Annotated in this window: 27 protein-coding genes; 14 read left to right on the forward strand and 13 right to left on the reverse strand. The window is 67.7% G+C overall.

Features of this window, described 5'->3' with window-relative positions; all coding sequences use genetic code 11:
* Positions 1 to 2: 2 nt before the first annotated feature.
* From AC0KS4_RS27435 to fadD3, 5 genes are read right to left on the reverse strand one after another with little or no spacing between them, the layout of a single operon-like run.
* Positions 3 to 1169 (reverse strand): pyridoxal phosphate-dependent aminotransferase, encoded by a 1167-nt coding sequence (locus AC0KS4_RS27435; protein ID WP_238955677.1) that lies wholly within the window; start codon positions 1167 to 1169, stop codon positions 3 to 5.
* Positions 1166 to 2116 (reverse strand): acyl-CoA dehydrogenase IpdE2, encoded by a 951-nt coding sequence (gene ipdE2, locus AC0KS4_RS27440; protein WP_238955678.1) that lies wholly within the window; start codon positions 2114 to 2116, stop codon positions 1166 to 1168. The genes AC0KS4_RS27435 and ipdE2 overlap by 4 nt, the downstream gene beginning before the upstream one ends.
* A complete protein-coding gene (locus tag AC0KS4_RS27445) occupies positions 2113 to 3066 on the reverse strand; it encodes an acyl-CoA dehydrogenase family protein (protein ID WP_225326247.1) in 954 nt (317 codons plus the stop codon). Before AC0KS4_RS27445 ends, ipdE2 begins: the two co-directional genes overlap by 4 nt.
* Positions 3063 to 4208: an acyl-CoA dehydrogenase family protein gene (locus tag AC0KS4_RS27450; RefSeq protein WP_225326248.1), complete on the reverse strand. Its 1146-nt coding sequence runs from the start codon at positions 4206 to 4208 to the stop codon at positions 3063 to 3065. Before AC0KS4_RS27450 ends, AC0KS4_RS27445 begins: the two co-directional genes overlap by 4 nt.
* Entirely contained in the window at positions 4208 to 5743 is a 1536-nt protein-coding gene (fadD3, locus tag AC0KS4_RS27455; protein ID WP_238955679.1) for a 3-((3aS,4S,7aS)-7a-methyl-1,5-dioxo-octahydro-1H-inden-4-yl)propanoate--CoA ligase FadD3, read from the reverse strand. The genes AC0KS4_RS27450 and fadD3 overlap by 1 nt, the downstream gene beginning before the upstream one ends.
* 116 nt (positions 5744 to 5859) lie before the next feature.
* Here fadD3 and ipdE1 point away from each other — a divergent pair, with 116 nt between their 5' ends.
* The 5 genes from ipdE1 (at position 5860) to AC0KS4_RS27480 (ending at position 10628) form a co-directional block, all read left to right on the forward strand.
* On the forward strand, positions 5860 to 7008 hold the full coding sequence (ipdE1, locus tag AC0KS4_RS27460) for an acyl-CoA dehydrogenase IpdE1 (protein ID WP_238955680.1): 1149 nt from the start codon (positions 5860 to 5862) through the stop codon (positions 7006 to 7008).
* Positions 7005 to 7793, forward strand: a complete 789-nt coding sequence (gene ipdF / locus AC0KS4_RS27465) for a (5R,7aS)-5-hydroxy-7a-methyl-1-oxo-2,3,5,6,7,7a-hexahydro-1H-indene-carboxyl-CoA reductase (RefSeq protein ID WP_225326251.1) — start codon at positions 7005 to 7007, stop codon at positions 7791 to 7793. Before ipdE1 ends, ipdF begins: the two co-directional genes overlap by 4 nt.
* Positions 7794 to 7839: 46 nt before the next feature.
* Positions 7840 to 8442, forward strand: a complete 603-nt coding sequence (gene kstR2, locus AC0KS4_RS27470; protein ID WP_225326252.1) for a TetR family transcriptional regulator KstR2 — start codon at positions 7840 to 7842, stop codon at positions 8440 to 8442.
* A 54-nt stretch (positions 8443 to 8496) separates the two neighbouring features.
* Positions 8497 to 9657: a steroid 3-ketoacyl-CoA thiolase FadA6 gene (gene fadA6 / locus AC0KS4_RS27475; protein WP_238955681.1), complete on the forward strand. Its 1161-nt coding sequence runs from the start codon at positions 8497 to 8499 to the stop codon at positions 9655 to 9657.
* A 101-nt stretch (positions 9658 to 9758) separates the two neighbouring features.
* On the forward strand, positions 9759 to 10628 hold the full coding sequence (locus tag AC0KS4_RS27480) for a hypothetical protein (protein WP_238955682.1): 870 nt from the start codon (positions 9759 to 9761) through the stop codon (positions 10626 to 10628).
* A 69-nt stretch (positions 10629 to 10697) separates the two neighbouring features.
* Here the strand turns inward: AC0KS4_RS27480 and ipdC are convergent, their stop codons facing one another.
* The 4 genes from ipdC to echA20 are packed head-to-tail and all read right to left on the reverse strand — an operon-like array spanning position 10698 to position 14150.
* Positions 10698 to 11771 (reverse strand): (3aS,4S,5R,7aS)-5-hydroxy-7a-methyl-1-oxo-octahydro-1H-indene-4-carboxyl-CoA dehydrogenase, encoded by a 1074-nt coding sequence (gene ipdC / locus AC0KS4_RS27485; protein WP_225326254.1) that lies wholly within the window; start codon positions 11769 to 11771, stop codon positions 10698 to 10700.
* Entirely contained in the window at positions 11771 to 12514 is a 744-nt protein-coding gene (ipdB, locus tag AC0KS4_RS27490; protein WP_238955683.1) for a cholesterol ring-cleaving hydrolase subunit IpdB, read from the reverse strand. Before ipdB ends, ipdC begins: the two co-directional genes overlap by 1 nt.
* Positions 12511 to 13395 carry a cholesterol ring-cleaving hydrolase subunit IpdA gene (gene ipdA, locus AC0KS4_RS27495; RefSeq protein WP_238955684.1) on the reverse strand — a complete coding sequence of 295 codons (885 nt, stop codon included), beginning with the start codon at positions 13393 to 13395 and terminating at the stop codon, positions 12511 to 12513. The genes ipdB and ipdA overlap by 4 nt, the downstream gene beginning before the upstream one ends.
* Positions 13392 to 14150 (reverse strand): (7aS)-7a-methyl-1,5-dioxo-2,3,5,6,7,7a-hexahydro-1H-indene-carboxyl-CoA hydrolase, encoded by a 759-nt coding sequence (echA20, locus tag AC0KS4_RS27500; protein WP_238955685.1) that lies wholly within the window; start codon positions 14148 to 14150, stop codon positions 13392 to 13394. The genes ipdA and echA20 overlap by 4 nt, the downstream gene beginning before the upstream one ends.
* A gap of 99 nt (positions 14151 to 14249) precedes the next feature.
* Between echA20 and AC0KS4_RS27505 the strand changes: the two genes are divergently transcribed.
* On the forward strand, positions 14250 to 15008 hold the full coding sequence (locus AC0KS4_RS27505; RefSeq protein WP_238955686.1) for an SDR family oxidoreductase: 759 nt from the start codon (positions 14250 to 14252) through the stop codon (positions 15006 to 15008).
* A 14-nt stretch (positions 15009 to 15022) separates the two neighbouring features.
* The gene (locus AC0KS4_RS27510) at positions 15023 to 15928 is read left to right on the forward strand and encodes an SDR family oxidoreductase (protein WP_238955687.1); all 906 of its coding nucleotides are present in this window, start codon (positions 15023 to 15025) and stop codon (positions 15926 to 15928) included.
* A gap of 19 nt (positions 15929 to 15947) precedes the next feature.
* Here AC0KS4_RS27510 and AC0KS4_RS27515 read toward each other — a convergent pair whose 3' ends face one another.
* Genes AC0KS4_RS27515 through AC0KS4_RS27530 form a run of 4 tightly spaced genes read right to left on the reverse strand, consistent with a single transcriptional unit; the run spans position 15948 to position 18552 of the window.
* Positions 15948 to 16445 carry a nitroreductase family deazaflavin-dependent oxidoreductase gene (locus tag AC0KS4_RS27515; protein ID WP_238955688.1) on the reverse strand — a complete coding sequence of 166 codons (498 nt, stop codon included), beginning with the start codon at positions 16443 to 16445 and terminating at the stop codon, positions 15948 to 15950.
* 37 nt (positions 16446 to 16482) lie between these two features.
* Complete coding sequence (locus AC0KS4_RS27520; protein ID WP_225326261.1) at positions 16483 to 16929, reverse strand: nitroreductase family deazaflavin-dependent oxidoreductase; 447 nt, start codon at positions 16927 to 16929, stop codon at positions 16483 to 16485.
* Positions 16930 to 16989: 60 nt separating this feature from the next.
* Positions 16990 to 17382 (reverse strand): DUF8021 domain-containing protein, encoded by a 393-nt coding sequence (locus AC0KS4_RS27525; RefSeq protein WP_238955689.1) that lies wholly within the window; start codon positions 17380 to 17382, stop codon positions 16990 to 16992.
* 6 nt (positions 17383 to 17388) lie between these two features.
* Complete coding sequence (locus AC0KS4_RS27530) at positions 17389 to 18552, reverse strand: steroid 3-ketoacyl-CoA thiolase (protein ID WP_238955690.1); 1164 nt, start codon at positions 18550 to 18552, stop codon at positions 17389 to 17391.
* A gap of 132 nt (positions 18553 to 18684) precedes the next feature.
* Here AC0KS4_RS27530 and AC0KS4_RS27535 point away from each other — a divergent pair, with 132 nt between their 5' ends.
* The 7 genes from AC0KS4_RS27535 (at position 18685) to AC0KS4_RS27565 (ending at position 25618) form a co-directional block, all read left to right on the forward strand.
* Positions 18685 to 19935: a cytochrome P450 gene (locus tag AC0KS4_RS27535; RefSeq protein ID WP_225326264.1), complete on the forward strand. Its 1251-nt coding sequence runs from the start codon at positions 18685 to 18687 to the stop codon at positions 19933 to 19935.
* The gene (locus tag AC0KS4_RS27540; RefSeq protein ID WP_225326265.1) at positions 19935 to 20948 is read left to right on the forward strand and encodes an acyl-CoA dehydrogenase family protein; all 1014 of its coding nucleotides are present in this window, start codon (positions 19935 to 19937) and stop codon (positions 20946 to 20948) included. The genes AC0KS4_RS27535 and AC0KS4_RS27540 overlap by 1 nt, the downstream gene beginning before the upstream one ends.
* On the forward strand, positions 20939 to 22102 hold the full coding sequence (gene fadE29, locus AC0KS4_RS27545; RefSeq protein ID WP_225326266.1) for an acyl-CoA dehydrogenase FadE29: 1164 nt from the start codon (positions 20939 to 20941) through the stop codon (positions 22100 to 22102). Before AC0KS4_RS27540 ends, fadE29 begins: the two co-directional genes overlap by 10 nt.
* Positions 22099 to 23061: a bifunctional MaoC family dehydratase N-terminal/OB-fold nucleic acid binding domain-containing protein gene (locus AC0KS4_RS27550; RefSeq protein ID WP_238955691.1), complete on the forward strand. Its 963-nt coding sequence runs from the start codon at positions 22099 to 22101 to the stop codon at positions 23059 to 23061. Before fadE29 ends, AC0KS4_RS27550 begins: the two co-directional genes overlap by 4 nt.
* Positions 23058 to 23459 (forward strand): MaoC family dehydratase, encoded by a 402-nt coding sequence (locus tag AC0KS4_RS27555; RefSeq protein WP_238955692.1) that lies wholly within the window; start codon positions 23058 to 23060, stop codon positions 23457 to 23459. The genes AC0KS4_RS27550 and AC0KS4_RS27555 overlap by 4 nt, the downstream gene beginning before the upstream one ends.
* The gene (locus tag AC0KS4_RS27560; protein ID WP_225326269.1) at positions 23460 to 24641 is read left to right on the forward strand and encodes a lipid-transfer protein; all 1182 of its coding nucleotides are present in this window, start codon (positions 23460 to 23462) and stop codon (positions 24639 to 24641) included.
* Between the two features lie 137 nt (positions 24642 to 24778).
* Complete coding sequence (locus AC0KS4_RS27565; RefSeq protein ID WP_225326270.1) at positions 24779 to 25618, forward strand: hypothetical protein; 840 nt, start codon at positions 24779 to 24781, stop codon at positions 25616 to 25618.
* The last annotated feature ends 24 nt before the right edge of the window (positions 25619 to 25642 follow it).

Below are 25642 nucleotides of genomic sequence, written 5' to 3' on the forward strand. Positions count from 1 at the left end.
GGCTAGCGGGCCGAAAGCCACGGGCCGAGCCGTCGCACCGCTTCCTCGATGTCGGCGGTGGGCCCGGCGAAGGACATCCGGACGAACGAATTGCCGCGGGCGGTATCGAAGTCGATACCGGGCGCGATGGCGATGCCGGTCTCTCCCAACAGTTTTGAGCAGAACTCCATCGAGTTGTCGGTGTAATCCGAGACGTCGGCGTAAACGTAGAAGGCACCGTCGGTGGGGGCCAGGCGCTCGACGCCGATGCCGCGCAGCCCGTCCAGCAGCAGCGAGCGGTTGGTGGCGTAGTGGTGCAGGTGGCCGTCGGCTTCGGCGGTGGCCTCCGGGGTGAAGGCCGCCACCGCGGCCAGCTGCGAGAGCACGGGCGGGCAGATGGTGAAGTTCCCGGTGAGGCAATCCACCGCGCGGCGTAACTCGGCCGGCACCAGCAGCCAGCCCAGCCGCCAGCCCGTCATCGCGTAGTACTTCGAAAAGCTGTTGACCACCACGGCATTTCGCGATGTCTGCCACGCGCAGCTGGTCTGCGGCGCGCCCTCGTAGACCAGCCCGTGGTAGACCTCGTCGCTGATCAGCCGCGCTCCGGACGCATCGCACCAGGCGGCGATCGCGGCCAGCTCGTCCGGGGCGATGACCGTTCCGGTGGGGTTGGCGGGGCTCGCCACGATGACTCCCTGCACCGGCGGGTCGAGTTCGGCGAGCATCCGCGCGGTGGGCTGGAAGCGGGTCTGCGGCCCGCAGGGGATCTCCACCACCTCGCATCCCAGCGCCGACAAGATGTTTCGGTAGCACGGGTAACCGGGGCTGGCCAGCGCCACCCGGTCGCCGACGTCGAAGCAGGCCAGGAAGGTGAGTAGAAATCCGCCCGAGGAGCCCGTGGTGATCACCACGGCGTCGGGTTCGACGTCGAGCCCGTGCTGGCGCCGGTAGTCCGCGGCGATCGCGGCGCGCAGCTCGGGAATGCCCAGCGACACCGAATAACCCAGCTCGTTGGAGTGCACCGCCGCCGCGGCAGCCGCCCGCACCGGCTCGGGCGCGCCCACGCTGGGCTGGCCCGCCGACAGGTTGACCAGATCGCCGTGGCTGCGCTGGCGTTCGGCGGCCGCCAGCCAGACATCCATCACATAGAACGGTGGGATGCCCGCGCGCAGCGAGACACGGTCGGTCACGGCGTCTGGAGTACCTCGGATTCCAGGCGGTTAAGCAACTGTCGGGGCGAATCCAGCAGGTGCGCGCTGCCGTGGGCGCGTTTGAAGTACAGGTGCATGTCGTGTTCCCAGGTGATCGCGATGCCGCCGTGCAGCTGGATGCCTTCGGCGGCCACGGTGTTCAGCGCCTCGGTGGCGGCCAGCCGGGCGGCGGCGGCGTTGGTGGGAGTGGGGTCGTCACACGCGTCGGACACGACGGCCTTCGCCGCGGCGACGGTGACATACAGATCGGCCATCCGATGCTTGAGCGCCTGAAAGCTGCCGATGGGCCGGCCGAATTGCACTCGGTCCTTGGCGTATTCGACGGTCAGCTCCAGACAGCGTTCGGCGGCGCCGATCTGCTCGGCGGCCAGCAGGATGGCCGCCGTGTCCGCCAGGCCCGGGTCCGTCCCGATCGCCTCGGTCTCCTCCGGTTGCACCCGCGCCAGGCGTCGGGTCGGGTCCATGGTGGTGACGGCCTGCGCGCTGAACCGGGTCCACCTGCTCAGCCGGCCGTCCTCGACGGCGACCACGACGTCGGCGACGTCGCCGTTGACCACGTAGTCGGGATCGAGCGCCAGCGCGCCGATCGCGGCGCCCTCGGCCAGGCGCTCCAGCGTCGCGGCGTCCGGCTCGGGCGCGCTGAGCAGCGCCAGTTCGGCGAGCGTGGTGCCCAGCAGCGGGGAGGGCACCAGGGCGCGGCCCAGTTCCTGCAAAACCGCTGCGGCGTCCGCCAATTCGCCGCCGGCGCCGCCCAGCTCCTCGGGGATCACCAGGGCCGCGGCGCCGACCTGCTCGCACAGCAGCTGCCAGAGCGATTCGTCGTAGCCGCGGTCGGATTCCATGGCGGCGCGCACCGCGGCCGGGCCGGCGTGCTTGGCCACCAGGGCGGCAACGGTCTCACGGAGCAGCTCGCGTTCTTCAGTCATAGCGCCTCCAGCACTCGCCGCCGATGTTCCTCCGGCGTCCCCCACGCGGACCGCAAGGCCTGCACCCGCAGCAGCAACAGCGACAGGTCGTGTTCCTGGGTGAAGCCGATCGCGCCGTGGGTCTGCAGCGCCGAGCGCGCCGCCAGCAGTCCGGCCTCGGACGCCGCCGCCTTGGCCGCGCTCACGTCGCGCGGGTCCAGCGTCAACGCCGCGCCGTGCACCAGCGGCCGGGCCAGCTCGATGGCGATGTGCACATCGGCGAGCTTGTGTTTGATCGCCTGATACGAGCCGATCACCCGGCCGAACTGGGTGCGTTGCTTGGCGTAGTCGACGGCGGCGTCGCGCAGCGCCTCGGCGGCGCCGACCAGTTGCGCCGCGGTGGCCAGCGCGCCGAACTCGAAGGCGCGCTTGGTGTCCGCCCGCCACGTCGAGCCGGTCGGGGTCACGTCGTACAACCGGCGGCTGGGGTCGACGGACTCGTGCTCGTCACCCGCGGTGGCTTCGGTGACCCCGTCAGTCTCGTTTAAGCCGGCCAGCAGCACCAGGCCGGCCGCGTCGGCGTCAACGGCCCGCGGTACCCGCGGCGGCAGCGCGACCGTGGCGATGAGTTCGCCGGACGCGAGCCCGGCACACCGCTCGGCGTGGTCGTCGGAGGCGAGCAATATCGGTGCCACAGCGATGGATTCGACCACCGGGCCGGGCACGCACCAGTGCCCGAGGCGCTCGAGGGCGACGACCAGGTCGATCGGCTCTGCCTCGATGCCGTCGAATTTCTCCGGCACGGCCAGGGCCGTGACGCCCAGGTTTGCCAGCTGTTCCCACACCTTGCGGCCCGGCGCGGTGTCGCCCGCGGCCCACGCGCGCACGGCGCCGGGCAGGTCCGCGGCGCCGAGCGCGGCATCGATGCTGGCGGCGAAGTCACGCTGCTGTTCGTCTAGCGCAAATTTCACTTCTTGCCTCCGGACTTCTCGCGCGGCAGGCCCAGCAACCGCTCGGAGATGATGTTGCGCTGAATTTCGTTGGTGCCGGCGTAGATCGGACCGCCCAGCGCGAACAGCAGGCCTTCGGTCCACGGGCCGGCGAGTTCCCCGTCCGCGGCGAGGAGGTCGAGCGCGGTCTGGTGCAGTTCGACGTCGAGGTCGGACCAGAACACTTTGGTCACCGACGATTCGGCGCCCAGCTCGCCGCCGAGGGCCAGCCTGGTCACCGTGCCGAAGGTCTGCAGCCGGTAGGCCTGCGCCTTGATCCAGCCGTCGGCGACCCGGTCGGCGAACGCGGCCGGCGCGCCGCTGTCCTTCCACAGCTGCACCAACCGTTCCGCCGTCGCCAGGAAGCGGGCCGGGCTGCGCAGCGACATGCCGCGTTCGTTGCTCGACGTGCTCATGGCCGCCCGCCAGCCCTCGTGCGGGGTGCCGATCACGTCCTCGTCGGGAACGAAGACGTCGTCGAGGAAGATCTCGCCGAATCCGGTGTCGCCGCCGAGTTGGACGATCGGCCGCACCGTGATGCCCTTGGCCTTCAGGTCGAACATGAAGTAGGTCAGCCCGTTGTGGCGCTCGGCGCCGGGGTCGGACCGGAACAGCCCGAATCCCCGCTCGGCGAACGGCGCCCGCGAGCTCCAGATCTTCTGCCCGTTGAGCAGCCAGCCGCCGTCGGTCTGTGTGGCGGTGGACCGCAGCGACGCCAGGTCGCTGCCGGACTCGGGCTCCGACCACGCCTGCGCCCAGATCTCTTCGCCGCTGGCCATTTTCGGCAGGATCCGGGCCTGTTGCTCTTCGGTGCCGTGCGCGAACAGGGTCGGCGCCAGCATCGAGGTGCCGTTGGCGCTGGCCCGGCCCGGCGCCCCGGCGCGGAAGTACTCCTCTTCGAACACCACCCAGTGCAGCAGCGGCGCGTCGCGGCCGCCGTAGCGCTTCGGCCAGGTGATCACCGAAAGCCCGGCGTCGAACAGCACCCGGTCCCAACGCCGGTGCTGGTCAAAGCCTTCGGCGTTGTCGTATGACTTCGTCGGGATCGACTCGGCGTTGGCCGACAAGAATTCCCGGACCTCGGCCTGGAAGGCCAAGGTGTCGTCGTCTAGATCCAGATCCATCAGTCCAGCTCTCGCAGTTGTGGTTTGACCACCTTGCCGCCCGCATTGCGCGGCAACGCGTCGACGAACCGCACCGACCTCGGCGCCTTGAAGTTCGCCAAATGCTCACGGGTGTAAGCGATCACAGATTGTTCGTCGAGTTGCGCGCCGGGCCGGGTGACCAGGAACGCCCGGCCCACTTCGCCGAGCCGCTCGTCGGGAACCCCGATCACCGCGGCGTCGGCCACACCGTCGAGGCGGGCCAGCACCTGCTCGATCTCGGCGGGGTACACGTTGAATCCTCCGCAGATGTACATGTCTTTGAGCCGGTCGGTGATGCGCAGGTTGCCGGCCGCGTCGAGCACGCCGATGTCACCGGTGTGCAGCCAACCGTCGGCGTCGATGGCGGCCGCGGTGGCCCGCGGGTCGTCGAGGTAGCCCAGCATCACGTTGGGCCCGCGCAGCAGCACCTCTCCCGATTCGCCGGATTCCCCGGGGTCGATGCGCAATTCGAAGTCGGCGAACGGGCGCCCGCAGGTGGTGGCGACGGTGACGGCGTCGTCGTCGGCGCGGCACATGGTGCCCATGCCGTTGGCCTCGGTGAGCCCGTAGGCGGTCAGCACGATGTCGATGTCGAGTTCGGACTGCATGCGCTCGACCAACACGACCGGCACGGTGGCCGCCCCGGTCACCGCGAAGCGCAGCGAGCTCAGGTCGTAATCGTCGCGAGCCGGATGATCCAGCAAGGTCTGGTAAATCGTTGGCGGACCGGGCAATACGGTGATGCGGTGTTGCTCGATCGCCTGCAGCGCGCGCAGCGGGTCGAAGGTGAGGTGGGGGATCAGCGTCGCGCCGGTCTGCAGACAGGCCAGGATGCCGGCCTTGTAGCCGAAGTTGTGAAAGAACGGGTTGATGCACAGGTAGCGGTCGTCGGCGGTGATCTTGCCGTTGGCCGCCCACGACGCCGAGGCCGACAGCGACTGCCGGTGCGCGCACAGCACGCCTTTGCTGCGGCCGGTGGTGCCCGAGGTGAACAGGATGTCGCTGACGTCGTCGGGCGTGACCGCCGCGGCCCGGGCGGCGACCGCGTCGAGGTCGGTGCCGCCGGCGACGAACTCGTCCCAGGTGCCATCTGGGGCGTCGATCGGTATCCGCACGATGTGCCGCAACGCGGGCAGCGCCGCCCGATCCAGATCGGCGACGCGGTCGTTGCCCAGGAACTCGCCCATGCCGAACAACACCGGCGCCTCGACCCGGGCCAGGATGTCACCGGCCTCCGCGGCCGTGTAGCGGGTGTTCAGCGGAACCATGGCGGCGCCGGCGTGGTGGATGGCCAGGCAGGCCACCACCCAATGCCAGGTGTTGGGGGACCAGATCGCCACCCGGTCGCCGGCCTGCACACCCAGCGCGATCAGTGCTGCCGCCGCCCGGTGTACCTCGTCGCGCAAGGCGGCGGCGGTGAAGGATCGTTCCTCGGTGATCAGGGCGTCGTGATCGGGGAGTCGGCCCGCGAAACGATCCAGCGCCGCGGGCACGGTGCGGGGATCGGTGGTCATCGGCGACGCTCCTCGAATGCTCTGAGTGCGATCGCTCGGTTCCTCCTCATGCCGCCACATGGCATGCCTCGTGACCGAGCTACAAAGCAAGTGCTTGGTAGGTTAGCCTACAAGGCATGCAGGACGTCGAGGAGTTCCGGGCCGAGGTCCGCTCTTGGCTCGCCGACAATCTGGTCGGCGAATTCGCAGCCCTCAAGGGCCTTGGTGGTCCCGGCCGTGAGCACGAGGCATTCGAGGAACGCCGGGCCTGGAACCAACATCTCGCCAAGGCCGGACTCACCTGCCTGGGCTGGCCGGTCGAGCACGGCGGCCGCGGTCTTTCCACCGCGCACCGGGTGGCGTTCTACGAGGAGTACGCCCGCGCCGACGCCCCGGACAAGGTCAATCACTTCGGCGAGGAGCTGCTGGGGCCGACGCTGATCGCGTTCGGGACGCCCGAGCAGCAGCAGCGTTTCCTGCCGCGGATTCTGGATGTCACCGAGCTGTGGTGCCAGGGTTATTCGGAGCCGGGCGCCGGCAGCGACCTGGCCAACGTGGCGACCACCGCCGAACTCGACGGCGACCACTGGGTGATCAACGGCCAGAAGGTGTGGACGTCGTTGGCGCACTGGGCGCAATGGTGCTTTGTGGTCGCGCGCACCGAAAAGGGCTCCAAGCGGCACGCGGGGCTGTCGTATCTGCTGGTGCCGCTGGACCAGCCGGGCGTTCAAGTGCGGCCGATCATCCAGCTGACCGGTGACTCGGAATTCAACGAGGTGTTCTTCGACGACGCCCGCACCGACGCGAACCTGGTGGTCGGCGAGCCCGGTGACGGCTGGCGGGTCGCCATGGGCACGCTGACCTTCGAGCGGGGCGTGTCGACGCTCGGGCAACAAATCCGTTACGCCCGTGAGCTTTCCAACCTGGCCGAGCTCGCGCAGCGCACCGGCGCGGCCGACGATCCGTTCATCCGCGAGCGGCTGACGCGGGCGTGGACCGGGTTGCGGGCCATGCGTTCGTACGCGCTGGCCACCATGGACGTCGAGCAGCCGGGGCAGGACAACGTGTCGAAGCTGTTGTGGGCCAACTGGCATCGCGATCTGGGCGAGCTGGCGATGGACGTCGTCGGCAAACCGGGCCTGACCCTGGCCGACGGCGAGTTCGACGAGTGGCAGCGGCTGTTCCTGTTCACCCGCGCCGACACCATCTATGGCGGGTCCAACGAGATCCAGCGCAACATCATTGCCGAGCGGGTGCTCGGCCTACCCCGAGAGGTCAAGGGATGAGTCTGTCCGAAGCTCCCAAAGAGATTGCCGGACACGGACTTCTGCAGGGCAAGGTGGTGGTCGTGACCGCCGCCGCCGGCACCGGGATCGGCGCGGCGACTGCGCGGCGGGCGCTGGCCGAGGGGGCCGACGTGCTGATCTCCGACCACCACGAACGGCGCCTGGGCGAGACGGCCGAGGAGCTGTCCGCGCTGGGCCAGGGCCGCGTCGAGCACGTGGTCTGCGACGTGACCTCGACCGCTCAAGTCGACGCCCTCATCGCTTCGACCACCGCCCGGATGGGCCGGATCGACGTGCTGGTCAACAACGCCGGGCTCGGCGGACAGACGCCGGTCGTCGACATGACCGACGAGGAATGGGATCGCGTCCTCAACGTGACGCTGACGTCGGTGCTGCGTGCCACGCGCGCGGCGCTGCGCTACTTCCGCGAGGCACCACACGGCGGCGTCATCGTCAACAACGCCAGCGTCCTGGGCTGGCGGGCCCAGCACTCGCAGTCGCACTACGCGGCCGCCAAGGCCGGCGTGATGGCCCTAACCCGGTGCAGCGCAATCGAAGCCGCCGAGTATGGGGTACGGATCAACGCGGTGTCGCCGAGCATCGCGCGGCACAAGTTCCTCGAGAAGACGTCCTCGTCGGAGTTACTCGATCGGCTCTCGGCCGGCGAAGCCTTCGGCCGGGCCGCCGAGCCGTGGGAGGTCGCGGCCACCATCGCCTTCCTCGCCAGCGACTACTCGAGCTACCTGACCGGCGAGGTCATCTCGGTATCCAGTCAGCACCCGTGAGCGCCGCCCGCTAGCCAAGCAAGCGCTTGGTTGATACTCTGGTCGAGTGGACCGAGTGACCGGTCAGGCCAACAGCCGGCGAGACGAGTTGCTGGAGCTTGCCGCGACCATGTTCGCCGAGCGTGGCCTGCGCGCCACCACCGTGCGCGACATCGCCGACAGTGCCGGCATCCTGTCCGGCAGTCTCTATCACCACTTCTCGTCCAAAGAGGAGATGGTCGACGAGCTGTTGCGCAGCTTCTTGGACTGGTTGTTCACCCGTTACCGCGAAATCGTCGACGGCGAGGCCAACCCCCTGGAGCGGCTCAAGGGGCTGTTCATGGCGTCGTTCGAGGCGATCGAGCACCGGCACGCGCAGGTCGTCATCTACCAGGACGAGGCCCAGCGGCTGCTGTCGCAACCCCGGTTCTCCTACATCGAGGACATGAACCGGCAGCAGCGCAAGATGTGGCTCGAGCTGCTCCATCAGGGCGTCGACGAGGGCTACTTCCGGCCCGACCTCGACGTCGACCTCGTCTACCGTTTCATCCGTGACACGACGTGGGTGTCGGTGCGCTGGTATCAGCCCGGCGGTCCGCTCACCGCGCAGCAGGTGGGTCAGCAATACCTCGCCATCGTTCTTGGCGGGATCACCAAAGAAGGAATCTGAACATGGCTCGTGTCGGCGACGATGCAGAGCGAAGCGATGAGGAGGAGCGACACAATGGCTGAGGCCTACGTCATCGACGCGGTGCGTACCGCGGTCGGCAAGCGCGGCGGATCGCTGGCCGGGGTGCATCCGGTCGACCTGGGTGCCCTGGGATGGCGCGGACTTCTCGACCGGGTCGACGTCGACCCCGCCGCCGTCGACGACGTGATCGCCGGCTGCGTCGATGCGATCGGCGCCCAGGCGGGCAACATCGCGCGGCTCTCGTGGCTGGCTGCCGGCTACCCCGAAGAGGTGCCCGGCGTCACCGTCGACCGGCAATGCGGATCCAGCCAGCAGGCCATTTCCTTTGGCGCACAGGCGATTCTGTCCGGCACCGCCGACCTCATCGTCGCCGGGGGCGTGCAGAACATGAGCCAGATCCCGATCTCGTCGGCCATGACCGTGGGCGAACAGTTCGGCTTCACCTCGCCGACCAACGAGTCCAAGCAGTGGCTGCACCGCTACGGCGATCAGGAGATCTCGCAGTTCCGCGGTTCGGAGCTGATCGCCGAGAAGTGGAACCTGTCGCGCGAAGAGATGGAGCGCTACGCGCTGACCAGTCACGAGCGAGCCTTCGCGGCGATCCGTGGCGGCCACTTCGACAACGAAATCATCACCGTCGAAACCGAATCCGGCCCGTTCCGGGTCGACGAGGGCCCGCGCGAGTCGTCGCTGGAGAAGATGGCCGGCCTCAAGCCGCTGGTCGAGGGCGGCCGGCTGACGGCGGCGATGGCCAGCCAGATCTCCGACGGGGCCAGCGCCGTGCTACTGGCGTCCGAGCGGGCCGTCAAGGAGCATGGGCTCAAGCCACGGGCCCGCATCCACCACATCAGTGCCCGCGCCGCCGACCCGGTGTTCATGCTGACCGGGCCGATTCCGGCGACCCGCTACGCGCTGGACAAGACCGGGCTGTCGATCGATGACATCGACACCGTCGAGATCAACGAGGCGTTCGCGCCGGTGGTCTTGGCGTGGCTCAAGGAGGTCAAGGCGGACCCGGAGAAGGTCAACCCCAACGGCGGCGCGATCGCGCTCGGGCACCCGCTGGGCGCCACCGGTGCCAAGCTGTTCACCACCATGCTCAACGAGCTCGAGCGCATCGGCGGCCGCTACGGCTTGCAGACGATGTGCGAAGGCGGGGGCACCGCCAACGTCACCATCATCGAGCGCCTGTAGCCTCTTGCGCCGAGTGTGAACCAGCCGACGCTTGCTCGGCGTGTCGCGTCGCAGAATTCACACTCGGCGGAGGCGTCGGTGGGTGGTGCCAGCATTCGCCCATGAAAGAACACCCGTGGCCATTCTTGGGCTCGGAGACGTTGGCAGCGAAGGCCCTGCCGGAGCGGGCGATGCGTGCCCTGCACGAACCCATCTATCCCGGCGTGTACGCGCCGGCCGGCATCGAGCTGACCGCCGCCCAGCGTGCATATGCGGCGTGGCTGTGGTCGCGACGCAAGGCAGTCGTCGCGGGCAATTCGGCGGCGGCGTTGCTGGGAACGAAGTGGGTAAGCCCGGTACTCGACGCCGAACTCGTGCACGACAACCGACGGCCTCCGCGCGGGATCACGGTCCACACGGATACCTTGAGCCCGCACGAAGTGCTCACGGTCAGCGACGTTGCGGTAACCACGCCGGCTCGAACCGCATTCGATATCGGGCGGCGCACCATCCCACGGCTGCAGGCCGTTCAGCGGCTCGACGCGCTCATGAACGCAACCGACGTGAAAGCCAGTGATGTCGAGGCCATCGCCGCCGAGAAAACCGGTGCGCGCGGTGTGGTTCGGTTGCGACGGATACTGCCGCTTGTCGACGGAGGCTCGGAGTCCCCACAGGAGACGCGAACTCGCTTGGTGCTCCTAGACGCAGGATTTCCTGTTCCTCGTACCCAGATCCCTGTTGTCGTTCCCGGCGGCTATCTCATTGCACGCATCGACATCGGTTGGGAGGAGTTCCTTGTCGGAGTGGAGTACGACGGCGCGCAGCATTGGACGGACCCGATGCAACGCAACCGCGACATCGATCGCCACGCCGAACTCTCTGAGAACGGCTGGACGATCATCCGGGTGAGCGGCGACATGCTCAGGTACCGCCAGGGCACCCTGACCCACCGGGTGGGCTCAGCGCTGACCGCCGCCGGCTGGCGTCCCTGACCGCCGATAGTGAATTCCGCGACGCCCCATCGGCGTGCCGCGTCGCAGAATTCACACTCGGCGGAGCTGTCAGTCCTCGATAAAGGACGAGGCTGCCCGCAGGTGCTCAATGGCGTCACGCACGATCGAATCGATCAGCTCGGCGCACGACGGCAGGTCCTCGAGAATGCCGGCCACCTGCCCGGAGGCCAGCACCCCGGCGTCCGTATTGCCATCCACCAGACCGGCTTTCAACAGCATCGGGGTGTTGGCCGCCATGACGACCTGCGACCAGGTCATCTCCTTGCCGTGCCGCATCGCCATGCCGTCGCTGATCATCGACCGCCAGGTCATCCGTGACATGTGCTTGAACTTGGCCGCGTTGCGCACCGCGGCGGTCAGACCCCGTACCGGCGACCCGTTTTCCAGCTTCTCGACCAGGCCGGTGCGCAGCACCCGGTGCGGCATGCCGTCGACGCGGGTGGTGACGACGGTGCCGTCCAGCGCCGATTCCAGGTAGCGCCGCTTGACCGCGTCGGGCACGGTCGAATCCGAGGTCAGCAGGAAGCGCGTGCCCATCGCGACGCCGGCGGCGCCGTAACTCAGGGCGGCCGCCAGGCCGCGCCCGTCGAAGAATCCGCCCGCGGCGATGACGGGGATGCCGGTGCCCCGCACGGCGTCCAGCACCGAGGGCAGCAGCAGCGTCGTGGCGACCGGGCCCGTGTGCCCGCCACCCTCGCCGCCCTGCACGATCATCGCGTCGGCGCCCCACCCGGCGACCTTGCGGGCGTGCTTGGCCGCGCCGATCGACGGAATCACCACCGCGCCGGCCTCTTTGAGCCGGGCGATGAGCTCCTGCTTGGGCGCCAGGGCAAAGGACGCCACCTTGACGCCTTCCCGGATCATCAGATCGACCCGATCGCCGGCGTCGGCTGCGTCGGCGCGGATGTTCACGCCGAACGGCTTGTCCGTGGCGGCCTTGACCTTGGCGATGGCCGTCGCCAATTCGTCCAGCGTCATGGTGGCCGACGCCAAAATGCCCAGCCCGCCCGCGTTCGCGGTGGCCGAAACCAGGCGCGCCCCGGCCACCCAGCCCATCCCGGTTTGCACCACCGGGTGCTCGACACCGACCAGCTCGGTCAGCGGCGTGCGCAATCTGGGCATCAGCGTATCTCTCGGTCGCGCAACGACTTCGGGTCGATCGTTTCGCGGATGAGGCGCAGTTCGTCCTCGGTGGGCAGCCGGGTCTCCTCGGCGTCCTCGAGCCCATGAATCTCGAACGAGGTAGCTTCGCGGACCTCCTCCGGCGCGACCCCGGGATGCAGGCTCAGCGCCCGCATAGTCCGGTCGGGCCCGCCGAAGTCGAACACGCCGAGGTTCGACACCACCCGGTACGTGTTGGCGAAGCGGAATGCCGGATTGCCGGAATCGACGTTGTCCCAGCCGATCCCGCAGACCACGTCCACCTTCTCGCTGAACACGCGCTTGGAGTGGTTACCCACCCAATAGCTGGTCGCGTGGTTGATGGCATTGCCGGGGGCGCCGCGGACGCCGAACATCTGACGTTTGGGCTGCTGCAACGGGCCGAACGCCGAGATGTTCTGATTGCCAAACCGGTCAACCTGATTGGCGCCCATCACCACGTGGCGGCGGCCCCAGGCCAGCGTCTCGAACACCCGGCCGAACGGCATCCAACCCTCCACGGCTCCGGTCGCACCGAGCGCCGGGGTGTCGGCCAGCAGCTGGGCCTCGCCGTCGGTCAGCAAGATGTCGGGGGAGAACGTCAATCGGGCCAGCCGCGCCCCGACCGAGGCCATGTTGGTCATCGGGCTGACCATGATCTCGCCTGCGTCCCTGAACAATTCGGCGCAGGCCACTGCGCACACCTCGGCGCGGGTGCTGCTCACTTGGACGCCTCCTCTGCGAATGCGCGGACCGCCGCCTGGTAGTCGTCCTCGCTGCCCGACAGGTAGGTCTGGGTGAACTTCTGCCAGCCCTCGTCGGTCGAGGCCGCCTCGGCGTAGTGCCGCTGGAATTTCTCGTCGCGCCGGTAATCCGGTGCGGCGGTGGTGAAGTGGGCCCCGTTGGGCGCCTCCACGACGCTGTCGACCATCATCCGGTTGACCAGCAGGGCCTGCGGTGGCACCGCCTTGACCAGCTCCTCGGTGGATACGACGCGCTCCACCGACAGGTGGCGCTTATCGGCGGCCATCAGGAACAGGTCGTCGAAGTACGGGTCGATGCCGGTGTAGGCGGCGTTGCCCTGGGCGTCGCCGAGGTTGAGGTGCACGAAGGCGGCGTCCAGGCGCAGCGCCGGCATGGCGATCAGCGTCTCGTGGCCGCCGCCGGGCGCCGGATACGGGCTGGTGACGGTCTGCAACTCGCCCTCCCAGAAGTCGGGCACCGAACTGCCCAGCCCGGCCCGGATCGGCAGGAACGGCAGTCGTTGTGCGGCGGCCTGCAGCCCGCAGCGCAGCATGCCCTCGTCCATTTCGCGGGCCTCGATCGCCCCGGCGGCCCGGGCCTTGGCGAACCACGGGTCGTAGAACGGCGGGGAGTCCAGCGAGACGAAGCCGTAGTAGACGCGCTTCACCTTGCCGGCCGAGCACAGCAGCCCCAGGTCGGGTCCGCCGTAGGTGACGACGGTCAGGTCGGTGACATCGGTGCGCAGCAGGGCGCGCACGAATGCCATTGGCTTGCGCCGCGATCCCCAGCCGCCGATGCCGATGGTCATGCCGCTGCGCACCTGCGCGACGGCCTCGTCGAGAGTGGTTCTCTTGTCGCTCACGCGTCCTTGCCCTTCGTCGTACCGGCGAACGCGTCGCGGTGCTCGTCGGCCACGCCGGCCAGGTTGAGTTCGAACGTAAAGCCTTGTTCCATGCGGTAACTCGAGTTGACCCGTTGCACGTCGATCAGGTTCAGCGCCTCCTTGGCCGCCCGGATGACCCGGGTGTCCTTGGCGGCGATGTCCCGCGCGACCCGCAATGCGGCCTCGTCCAGCTGGTCCCGCGGCACCACCTCATGCACCGAACCGAAGTGGTGCAGGGTGGCGGCGTCGACGGTGGCGGCGGTGAAGAACAGCCGCCGCATCAGGTGCTGGGGCACCAGCCGGGACAGATGGGTGGCCGCGCCGAGGGCGCCGCGTTCCACCTCCGGCAGCCCGAAGGTGGCATCCTCGGAGGCGACGATGACGTCGGAGTTGCCGACCAGGCCGATGCCGCCGCCGACGCAGAATCCGTTCACGGCCGCGACGACGGGCACCGCGCACTCATAGACCGCGCGGAACGCGGCGAAGCAGCCGCGGTTGGCGTCGATCAGCGCGGTGAATCCCTCGGTGCGCTGCATCTCCTTGATGTCGACCCCGGCGTTGAAGCCGCGGCCCTCGGCCCGCAGGATGACGACGTGGGTTTGCGGGTCGTGGCCGGCCGCAGTGATGGTGTCGGCCAGCTCGAACCAGCCGCGCGATGGGATGGCGTTGACGGGCGGGAAGTCGACGGTGACCGCGACGATGCCCGGTTCGGTGGTTTTGGATGTGATGGGCACGGTGCCACTTCCTTGTGGGGGTAACTACCTAAGCAAGCACTTGCTTGGTACGCTAGCACAGTGACTCGCGCCGAAGCATGCCCCCCATTTGAAGAAGTCATGAACTTGGGGCTGGCCGGGCGGGTGGTTCTGGTCACCGGCGGCGTTCGCGGGGTGGGCGCCGGCATCAGCGCGGTTTTCGCCGCCCAGGGTGCCACCGTCGTCACCTGCGCGCGACGGCCGGTCGAGGGGCTGCCGTATGAGTTCCACTCCTGCGACGTCCGCGATGACGACGCGGTCAAGGAATTGATCGACTCCGTCGCGGAGCGGCACGGCGGCCTCGACGTCGTGGTCAACAACGCCGGGGGATCGCCCTACGTGCTGACCGCGGAGTCCAGCGCCAAGTTCAACCGCAAGATCATCGAACTCAATCTGATTGGGGCGCTCTCGGTTTCGCAGCACGCCAACGACAAGATGCAAGGCCAGCCGCGCGGCGGGTCGATCGTCAACATCTGCAGCCTGTCCGGCCGGCGGCCCTCGCCCGGCACCGGCGCCTACGGTGCGGCCAAGGCGGGCCTGGAAAGCCTCACCCAGACCCTGGCGGTCGAATGGGGGCCGAAGGTCCGGGTGAACGCCTGTGTGGTCGGCATGGTGGAGACCGAGCAGTCGGAACTGTTCTACGGTGACGCCGAATCGATCGCCGCGATCTCGAAGAACGTGCCGTTGGGCCGGCTGGCCAAGCCCGATGATGTCGGTTGGGCCGCAGCGTTTTTGGCCTCGGACGCGGCCTCCTACATCAGCGGGGCCTCGTTGGAGGTGCACGGCGGCGGCGAGCCGCCGCACTACCTGTCCACCACCACCGCGAGCGCGGTCAAGTAGAGGAGACAACAACTATGGGAGTGGTTGACGGCCGCGTCGTCATCGTCACCGGAGCGGGCGGAGGTATCGGTCGCGCGCATGCGCTGGCCTTCGCCGCCGAGGGTGCGCGGGTGGTGGTCAACGACATCGGGGTGGGCCTCGACGGTTCGCCGGCGGGCGGCGGCAGCGCGGCCCAGGGTGTGGTCGACGAGATCACCGCCGCCGGTGGCGAGGCCGTCGCCGATGGTTCCAACGTCGCCGACTGGGACCAGGCGGCCGGCCTGATCCGGACCGCGGTCGAAACCTTCGGCGGCCTGGACGTTTTGGTGAACAACGCCGGCATCGTGCGCGACAGGATGATGGCCAACACCAGCGAGGACGAGTTCGACGCCGTCGTCGCTGTGCACCTCAAGGGCCACTTCGCCACGATGCGGCACGCCGCGTCATATTGGCGCGGGCTGTCCAAAGAGCGCAAAACCGTTGACGCTCGGATCATCAACACCAGTTCGGGTGCCGGCCTGCAGGGCAGCGTCGGTCAGGGCAACTACAGCGCCGCCAAGGCAGGCATCGCGGCGATGACGCTCGTCGGCGCGGCGGAAATGGGTCGCTACGGCGTCACCGTCAACGCCATCGCGCCGTCGGCCCGCACCCGCATGACCGAGACCGTGTTCGCCGAGATGATGTCCACCCAGGACCAGGACTTCGATGCGATGGCCCCGGAAAACGTTTCCCCCCTGGTGGTTTGGCTGGGCAGCGCCGAATCGCGCGGCGTGACCGGCAAGGTGTTCGAGGTCGAGGGCGGCAAGATCCGTGTCGCCGAGGGCTGGGCGCACGGGCCCGAGATCGACAAGGGGGCGCGGTGGGATCCAGCGGAGCTGGGGCGCGTCGTCGCCGACCTGCTCGCCAAGGCGCGCCCGCCGGTTCCGGTCTACGGCGCCTAGCGCGGCGCCGAACGTGCACTCACGGCGATGATTTCGTCGATTTCTCGCCGTCAGTGCACGTTCGCCGAGGGGGTTCGCACACGACGAGCGGGATGACCCGGTCGGCGGCTTCGCGGTACCTGCGGTACGGCGGGTACATCCGCATCAGGGGCGGCCAATAACGTTCGCGCTCGGCGTCGGTCGCGTCGCGCGCGATCAATTCCAGGCGCTGGGCACGGATCTGCACCCGCACCTCGGGATTCTCCTGAAGGTTCAGATACCACAGCGGATCCTCGTCGCGCCCGCCGAAGGAGGCGGGCAAGATCACCCGTTCTCCGTCGCGCAGGTAGAGCGTTGCGGTGGTCCGCGGCTCGTTCGACCTGCGTCCGGTCGTCGTCAGCAGCGCCGCCGGGAACCTCAGCAGTTTCGCGCCGATCCTGCCGTTGGTTCGGCGGTACACCCAAATGTGCGCGCGCGCGAAGTACTTGAGCAGCAGCGCAATCGGGCGAGAATTGCGGATCCAGTGACGGTCGGACATCTTGCCCAGGATGTTCCCAATCCGGGCGAATCGAAACTTAGGGGTCGCAGATGACGACCGGGATCACCCGATCGGTCCACGACTGGTAATCGTCGAACGAGGAATACATGGCGACCAACTTCGGCCAGTACTCCTTGCGCTCTTCTTCCGACGCGTCGCGCGCCTGCAGATGCAGCACCTCGTCCTTGATCTGCACCGAGACCTTCGGGTCCGCCTTGAGGTTGAGGTACCACAGCGGGTGCTTGTCGCGGCCGCCTTGAGATGCCACCAGGATCACCCGATTGCCCTCGCGCAAATAGAGCAGGGGGCTCACGCGTGGCTGCCCGGATTTGCGGCCCGTGGTGGTCAGCAGCGCGACCGGACTCTTCTGGAATGTGCCGCCCCACTTGCCCTTGCTGACGCGATACATCCAGGTGTTGACCCGCGACATCCACTTGATGAAGAAGCCGGTGACGGGCGAATTCAGAGATTTGGGCTTTTCCATTGCGGTCCTCTGTGCTCGATCTGGCCGGCTCCGCCGCACCCCGCCATGCGGGCCGCGTCGTTACCGGCGCTGCTGAATGAAGGGGTGGAAGCGAACTTTGATGTGGTGGATTTCGGCTTTCCCGCTTGGGCTTTCGGCCGGGATGACGAAGGTCTCGGTGACGTGCGCGGCGAGCCGACGGCCGCCGAACGCCGCCTTGGTCAGCACCTGGTACGCGGCGTGCACGTCGTCGCCGTCGATGCGGTACTCCGGCGTCGTCGTGTGCGCGAGCAACCGATACTGCGGCCCACGATTGAGGCTGCGCCGCAGATGATTTCCGGAGAACCCGTTCTTGATTCCCTGTTCGATGCGGGTGCAGCCGGCCGCGAACGGGACGGCGTCGCCGTCATGGCTGACCAGCGCGTCGATGTAGGACTGCGCCGCGGCGATGCGGCGCTCTTCGGAGACGAGCAAGGGGAACTAGATGCGCTCGATGATGGTGCCGGTCGACAATGCGCCGCCCGCGCACATCGTGACCAGCGCGGTGGTCTGGTCGGTGCGCTCCAGCTCGTGCAGGGCGGTGGTGATCAGCCGGCTGCCGGTCGATCCCACCGGGTGGCCCAGCGCGATGGCGCCGCCGTTGACGTTGACCCTGGCCATGTCCGGCTCGTGCACGCGCGCCCAGGACAACACCACCGAGGCGAAGGCCTCGTTGATCTCGACGAGGTCGATGTCGCCCATCTTCATGCCGGCCTTCTCCAGCACCTTGGCCGTCGACTGCACCGGTCCGTCGAGGTGGTAGTAGGGCTCGGCGCCGACCAGCGCCTGGCTGACGATGCGGGCGCGCGGCCGCAGCCCGAGGGCCTTGGCCTTGTCCTCGTCCATCCACAGCACGGCCGCCGCACCATCGGAGATCTGCGACGACGTTCCCGCCGTGTGGATTCCGCCTTCGAGGACCGGCTTCAGCGCGCTCAGACCCGACAGGGTCGTCTCACGCAGGCCCTGGTCGCGGGAGATGGTGACGCGCTCCGACGTCGGCTGCTTGTTCTCGTCGAGCGCCGGGGCTTCGATCGGGGAGATCTCCCGGTCAAATCGGCCCTCGTCCCAGGCCTGCTTGGCCTTGGCCTGCGAGTAGAAGCCGAACTCGTCGATCTCCTCGCGGGTGATGCCGCGCCGCTTGGCGATGCGCTCCGCGGCGGTGAACTGGTCGGGCAGGTCGATGTCCCACGACGCGGGCCGCAGGATGCTGCGGTCGGGGCCGGCGTTGGCGCCGAGCCCGACGCGGCTCATGGCCTCGATTCCGCAGGCGATGCCGATGTCGATGGCACCCGCCGCGATCAGCCCGGCGACCAGGCCGTTGGCCTGCTGGCCGCTGCCGCACTGGCAGTCCACGGTCATGGCGCCGACGTGTTCCGGCAGGCCGGCCACCAGCCAGCTGACCCGGCTGATGTTGTTGGACTGCTCGCCGTACTGTGTGACGCAACCGCCGATGACCTGTTCGACGTCGCCGGCGTCGATGCCGGCCTTCTCGACGAGTGCCTTCTGCACCGCGCCGAGCAGTTCGGTGGCGTGGAGTCCTGAGAGCCATCCATTGCGCTTGCCGATCGGGCTGCGGGTGGCTTCGACGATTACCGGGTTACCCATTCCGTCAGGCTAGAACACGTTTCATTACTCTGACAAGCGAGGATGGTGACCTGCCTTTTATCTGCGCAGGAGCCGTGTTTTACTGGCACTAGAACACGTTGCAATTAGTGTTGTAAAAGGAGCGCACTCTACATGGCACCCCCAAACATTCCCGCCGACTTCGACTTCCTCGACCCTGACGTCAACCTCGCAGGGTTGCCCGTCGAGGAGCTCGCCTGGCTGCGCAAGGCGGAGCCGATCCACTGGGTCGACATCCCCGACGGCGCGGGCGGGTTCGAGGACCACGGCTACTGGCTCGTGACCAAGCACGCCGACGTCAAGGACGTGTCGAAGCGCAGCGAAGTCTTTTCGAGCTGGATGAACGGCGCCATCCCGACGTGGCCGCCGGAGATGAAGCGCGAGCAGGTCGAGTTGCAGCGCAGCGTCATGCTCAACATGGACGCGCCCCACCACACCCGGCTGCGCAAGATCATCTCCCGCGGGTTCACGCCACGGGCCATCGGGCGGCTGGAGGCCGAGCTGGACCAGCGGGCCCAGAACATTGCCAAGACCGCGGCGGCCGAGGGCGCCGGCGACTTCGTCGAGCAGGTGTCGTGCGAGCTGCCGCTGCAGGCCATCGCGGGTCTGCTCGGTGTCCCTCAGGAGGATCGCGACAAGCTCTTCCGGTGGTCCAACGAGATGACCGGCGGCACCGATCCGGAGTACGCGCACGTCGATCCCGCGCAGTCGTCGATGGAGCTGATCACGTACGCGATGGCGATGGCCGAGGAGCGGGGCAAGAATCCCACCGACGACATCGTCACCACGCTCATCGAAGCCGACATCGACGGCGAAAAGCTCTCCGATGACGAGTTCGGCTTCTTCGTGGTCATGCTCGCCGTGGCGGGCAACGAGACGACGCGAAACTCCATCACCCACGGCATGATCGCGATGGCGAACAACCCCGATCAGTGGGAGCTCTTCAAGAAGGAGCGCCCATCGACCGCCGCGGACGAGATCATCCGGTGGGCCACCCCGGTATCGGCCTTCCAGCGCACCGCCAACGAGGACACCGAGTTGGCCGGCGTGCAAATCAAGAAGGGCCAGCGGGTCGTCATGTCCTACCGGTCGGCCAATTTCGACGAAGAGGTCTTCGAAGACCCGCACACCTTCAACATCCTGCGCGACCCGAATCCCCATGTCGGCTTCGGCGGCACCGGCGCCCACTACTGCATCGGCGCGAACCTGGCGCGCATGACGATCAACCTGATCTTCAACGCCGTGGCCGACCACATGCCCGACCTGAAGCCGATTTCGGAGCCCGAGCGGCTGCGGTCGGGATGGCTCAACGGGATCAAGCACTGGCAGGTCGACTACACGGGTAAGTCCGCGGTGACGTCCTGATGGACTTCGATCTCACCGCGACGCAACAGGCGGTCGCCGACGTCGTGACGTCGGTGTCCGAGCGTGAATTGAGTTGGGACGCTTTGGTCGACGGGGGTGTGACGGCGCTGCCGGTGCCCGAGCGCCTCGGCGGCGACGGGGTGGGACTGCCCGAGGTCGCCACCGTGCTGACGGAGATCGGTCGCCACGGCGCCATCACACCGGCCCTGGCCACGCTGGGTTTCGGCGTGGTGCCGCTGCTTGATCTGGCTTCCGACGACCAGCAGGACCGGTTTTTGGCGGGCGTCGCGAAGGGCGGGGTGCTGACCGCGGCGCTCAACGAGCCCGGCGCCGCGCTGCCGGACCGGCCGTCGACCACGTTCGCGGGCGGCCGGTTGTCGGGCACCAAGGTCGGCGTCGGCTTTGCCGGACAAGCGGATTGGATGATCGTCACCGCCGACAGCGCGGTGGTCGTGGTGTCGCCGAAGGCCGGCGGCGTCGAGGTGGTCCAAACGCCGACATCGAACGACTCCGACGAGTACACGGTCACGTTCACCGACGTCGCCGTCGACGACTCCGATGTCTTGGCGGGTGCCACCGCACCCCGCGTCAACCAGCTGGCGCTGGCTTCCATCGGCGCCTACGCCGACGGGCTGGTGGCGGGCGCGCTGCGCCTCACCGCGGACTACGTGGCCAACCGGAAGCAATTCGGCAAGCCGCTGTCGACGTTCCAGACCGTGGCCGCCCAGCTCGCCGAGGTCTACATCGCCTCGCGCACCATCGATTTGGTGGCGAAGTCGGTCGTGTGGCGGCTGGCCGAAGGCCGCGACGCGGACGACGATCTCGATGTCCTCGGGTACTGGGTCACCTCGCAGGCGCCGCCGGTGATGCAGCTCTGCCACCACCTGCACGGCGGCATGGGCATGGACATCACCTATCCGATGCACCGGTACTACTCCACGATCAAGGACCTGACCCGGTTGCTCGGCGGTCCTTCTCATCGTCTCGATCTGGTGGGAGCGCAATGTTCATAGACCTGACTCCGGAGCAGCGTCAGCTGCAAGCGGAACTACGGGAATACTTTTCGAACCTGATCTCGTCCGACGAGATGAAGGCGATGGAGCAGGACCGCCACAACGAGGCCTACCGCGCGGTGATCCGGCGGATGGGCCGCGACGGCAAGCTCGGCGTCGGATGGCCAAAGGAGTTCGGCGGCTTGGGCTTCGGACCGATCGAACAGTCGATCTTCGTCAACGAGGCGCATCGGGCCGACGTGCCCCTGCCCGCGGTCACGTTGCAGACGGTGGGTCCGACCCTGCAACAGTTCGGCAGCGAGATGCAGAAGAAGAAGTTCCTTCCGGCGATCCTGGCCGGCGAGGTGCACTTCGCGATCGGCTACACCGAGCCCGAGGCCGGTACCGACCTGGCTTCCCTGCGGACCACCGCAGTGCGTCAGGGCGACGAGTACATCGTCAACGGGCAGAAGATCTTCACCACCGGCGCCCACGACGCCGACTACATCTGGCTGGCCTGCCGCACGGACCCGGAAGCCGTGAAGCACAAGGGCATTTCGATCCTGATCGTCGATACCAAGGATCCCGGCTACTCCTGGACGCCGATCATCCTGTCCGACGGCGCCCACCACACCAACGCGACGTATTACAACGACGTGCGGGTGCCCGCCGACATGCTGGTCGGCGAGGAGAACGGCGGGTGGCGGTTGATCACCACCCAGCTCAACAACGAACGGGTCATGCTCGGCCCGGCCGGCCGCACCGCCGGCATCTACGACCGGGTACACGCCTGGGCGTCCAAGCCGGGCAGTGACGGGGTCACGCCGATCGACCACGCCGACGTCAAGCGGGCGCTCGGCGAGATTCACGCCATGTGGCGGATCAACGAACTGCTCAACTGGCAGGTGGCCGCAGCCGGCGAGGACATCAACGTCGCCGACGCCGCGTCGACCAAAGTCTTTGGCACGGAGCGGGTTCAGTACATCGGCCGGCTCGCCGAGGAAATCGTCGGCAAGTACGGCAACCCCGCGGACTCCGACACCGCCGACCTGCTCAACTGGCTGGACTCCCAGACCAAGCGCAACCTGGTGATCACGTTCGGAGGTGGGGTGAACGAAGTGATGCGCGAGATGATCGCCGCCGCCGGACTCAAAGTGCCGAGGGTGCCTCGATGACCGAAATCCAGGACGCCATCGCGGAAATCAAGGCCGCCGGTGGGCCCAAGCCGCGCGCCGGCCGTGATGCCGTGAACCAGCCGATGATCAACAACTGGGTGGAGGCCATCGGCGACAGCAACCCGATCTATGTCGACGAGGCCGCCGCCCGCGCCGTCGGGCATCCCGGGATTGTGGCCCCACCGGCCATGATTCAGGTGTGGACCATGTTCGGCCTGGGCGGGGAGCGTCCGAAGGACGACGCCATGGGCCCCATCATGGAGCTGTTCGACAACGCCGGCTACATCGGCGTGGTCGCCACCAACTGCGAGCAGACCTATCACCGCTACCTGCAGCCCGGTGAGCAGGTCAGCATCACCTCGGAGATGGGTGATGTGGTCGGGCCCAAGCAGACCGGTTTGGGTGAAGGCTATTTCATCAACCAGCACATCATCTGGCGGGTGGGCGACGAGGACGTCGCCGAGATGAATTGGCGCATCCTCAAGTTCAAGCCCCGCGAGGCAGAGGCGCCCGCGTCGTCGGTGCCCGACGACCTCGACCCGGCCGCGATGATGCGGCCCTCGTCGTCGCGCGATACGGCGTTCTTCTGGGAAGGCGTCAAGGAGCACGAGCTGAGGATCCAGCGGCGTCCCGACGGCAGCCTGCAGCACCCGCCGGTGCCGGCGGTGTGGCAGGAAAAGGCCGCACCGATCGATTATGTGGTGGCCAGCGGCAAGGGCACGGTGTTCAGTTTCGTGGTGCACCACGCGCCGAAGGTGCCCGGCCGCACCCTGCCGTTCGTGATTGCCCTCGTCGAACTCGAGGAGGGCGTGCGTATGCTCGGCGAGTTGCGCAACGTCGAGGCCGCCAACGTGAAGATTGGAATGCCTGTGCGGGCAACCTATATCGACTTCCCGGCCGGTGACACCGGGCCGGATTGGAGCCTTTATGCCTGGGAGCCCGCGGAGGCTCGGGCATGAGCGCGCCGGTCATCGAGGTCGGCACCACGCTGCCGGAGCTCAAGCTCTACGGCGACCCGACGTTCATCATCTCAACCGCCTTGGCCACCAGGGACTTTCAGGACGTGCACCACGACCGTGACAAGGCGGTCGCGAAGGGCTCCAAGGACATTTTCGTCAATATCCTGACCGACACCGGGCTGGTGCAGCGCTACGTCACCGACTGGGCCGGGCCGTCGGCGCTGATCAAGTCGATCGGGTTGCGCCTCGGGGTGCCGTGGTACGCCTACGACAGCGTGACGTTCTCCGGTGAGGTGACCGCCGTGGAGGATGGCCTGGCCACCGTGAAGGTGTTCGGGCGCAACAGCCTTGGCGACCACGTCATCGCGACCGTGACGCTGACGATGGGGGGTGCGTAGATGTCAGCGGGTTTATTGAACGGCCGAGCCGCCATCGTCGGCATCGGCGCGACCGACTTCTCGAAGGACTCCGGTCGCAGCGAGTTGCGGTTGGCCGCCGAGGCGGTCTTGGATGCCCTGGACGACGCCGGGCTGAGCCCGTCCGACGTCGACGGGCTGACCACCTTCACGATGGACACCAACAACGAGACCGCGGTGGCGCGTGCGGTCGGCATCGGTGACCTGAAGTTCTTCTCGCAGATCGGTTACGGCGGCGGCGCCGCGTGCGCGACCGTTCAGCAGGCCGCGATCGCCGTCGCCACCGGGGTGGCCGACGTCGTCGTCGCGTACCGGGCGTTCAACGAGCGCTCCGGCATGCGGTTCGGTCAGGTCCAGACCCGGCTGGCGGGAGATGCCCGCGCACAAGCGGATTCGACCACGGCCGACAATTCCTTCTCCTACCCGCACGGGCTTTCGACGCCTGCGGCGCAGGTCGCAATGATCGCCCAGCGCTATATGCACCTGTCCGGGGCGACCAGCCGGGACTTCGGCGCGATTTCGGTGGCCGACCGCAAGCATGCGGCCAAGAACCCGAAGGCATACTTCTACGAGAAGCCGATAACCATTGAGGACCACCAGAATTCGCGGTGGATCGCCGAGCCGCTGCGGCTGCTGGACTGCTGCCAGGAGACCGACGGTGCGGTCGCGATCGTGGTGACCTCGCCCGAGCGCGCGCGGGACCTCAAGCAGCGTCCGGCGATCATCGAGGCGGCGGCGCAGGGCTCCAGCCCCGACCAGTACACGATGGTCAGCTACTACCGGCCCGAACTCGGCCTGCCCGAGATGGGGGTCGTCGGCCGGCAGTTGTGGGCGCAATCGGGGTTGAAGCCGACCGACATCCAGACCGCTGTGCTGTACGACCACTTCACCCCGTTCACGCTGATTCAGTTGGAGGAGTTGGGGTTCTGCGGTCGTGGCGAGGCCAAGGACTTCATCGCCGACGGCGCGATCGAGATCGGCGGCCGGCTCCCCATCAACACCCATGGCGGCCAACTCGGTGAGGCCTACATCCACGGCATGAACGGCATCGCCGAAGGAGTGCGGCAACTGCGGGGCACCTCGGTGAACCCGGTGCCCGATGTCGAGCACGTCCTCGTCACCGCGGGTACGGGCGTGCCCACCTCCGGCCTCATCCTCGGCTAGCCGCCTTCGGCTGCCGGTTTGCCGCCGAGCTTGCCGCCGAGCGTGCGACTAGCCGCACGCTCGACGACGAACGTGAAACTAGCTTCACGTTCGTCAACTGAAGTGACGCCCTAGCGGTCGCATGCAACGCTGCGGTCATGGCCGAGCCGTTCATAGGCAGTGAGGCGGTTGCGCGTGGCATCGTGACCAAAAGCCGGCTGTACACGCGCTACATGCGGTTGTTCCGCGATGTCTACGTCGATCCCGACACCGACGTCACAGCGGCACTGAGGGCGAAGGCGGGGTGGTTGTGGGCCGGGCGTCGGGGAGTGGTCGCGGGATTTTCGGCGGCGGCCCTACACGGCAGCAAGTGGGTGGATGACCGGCGGGTGGTGGAGCTGATCCACGACAATCGCCACCGCGTTCCGGGAATCCAGGTGCATGGCGATTTCATCGAGGACGACGAAGTCGAAATCATTGGCGGGGTGCCGGTCACGACACCGGCAAGGACCGCACTCGATCTGGGTTGCTGGTACCCGCTCATGGCTGCTGTTGCGGGCATCGATGCGCTCGCCCGAGCGACGGAGATCAAAGCAGCGGATATCGACTTGTTGGGTCGCAGGTATGCGGGACGCAGGGGTATTGCGCGAGCACGACATGCGTTGGAGCTATTCGACGCTGGGGCCCAGTCACCCAAGGAGTCGTGGCTGCGCGTTGTCTTGATCCAAGCCGGCCTGCCGAAGCCGCAGACACAGATCCCGGTGCTCGACGAATTCGCCAGCGTGATCGGCTATCTGGATATGGGTTGGGAGGATGTCAAAGTCGCTGTTGAGTACGACGGCGACCACCATCGCAGCGATCGTTCGCAATACAACTGGGACATCACGCGATTAGAGAGAATGCAGCGTCGTGGATGGACGATAATCCGGGTGGTGGCTGGGAATCGACCGGCCGATATCGTTCGTCGGGTCCGAGCGGCCCGCGCCAGCCGAACGTGAAGCTGGCCGCACAGTAGAGCGCGA

Source organism: Mycobacterium sp. NTMscope_MAC_12, from assembly GCF_976985675.1.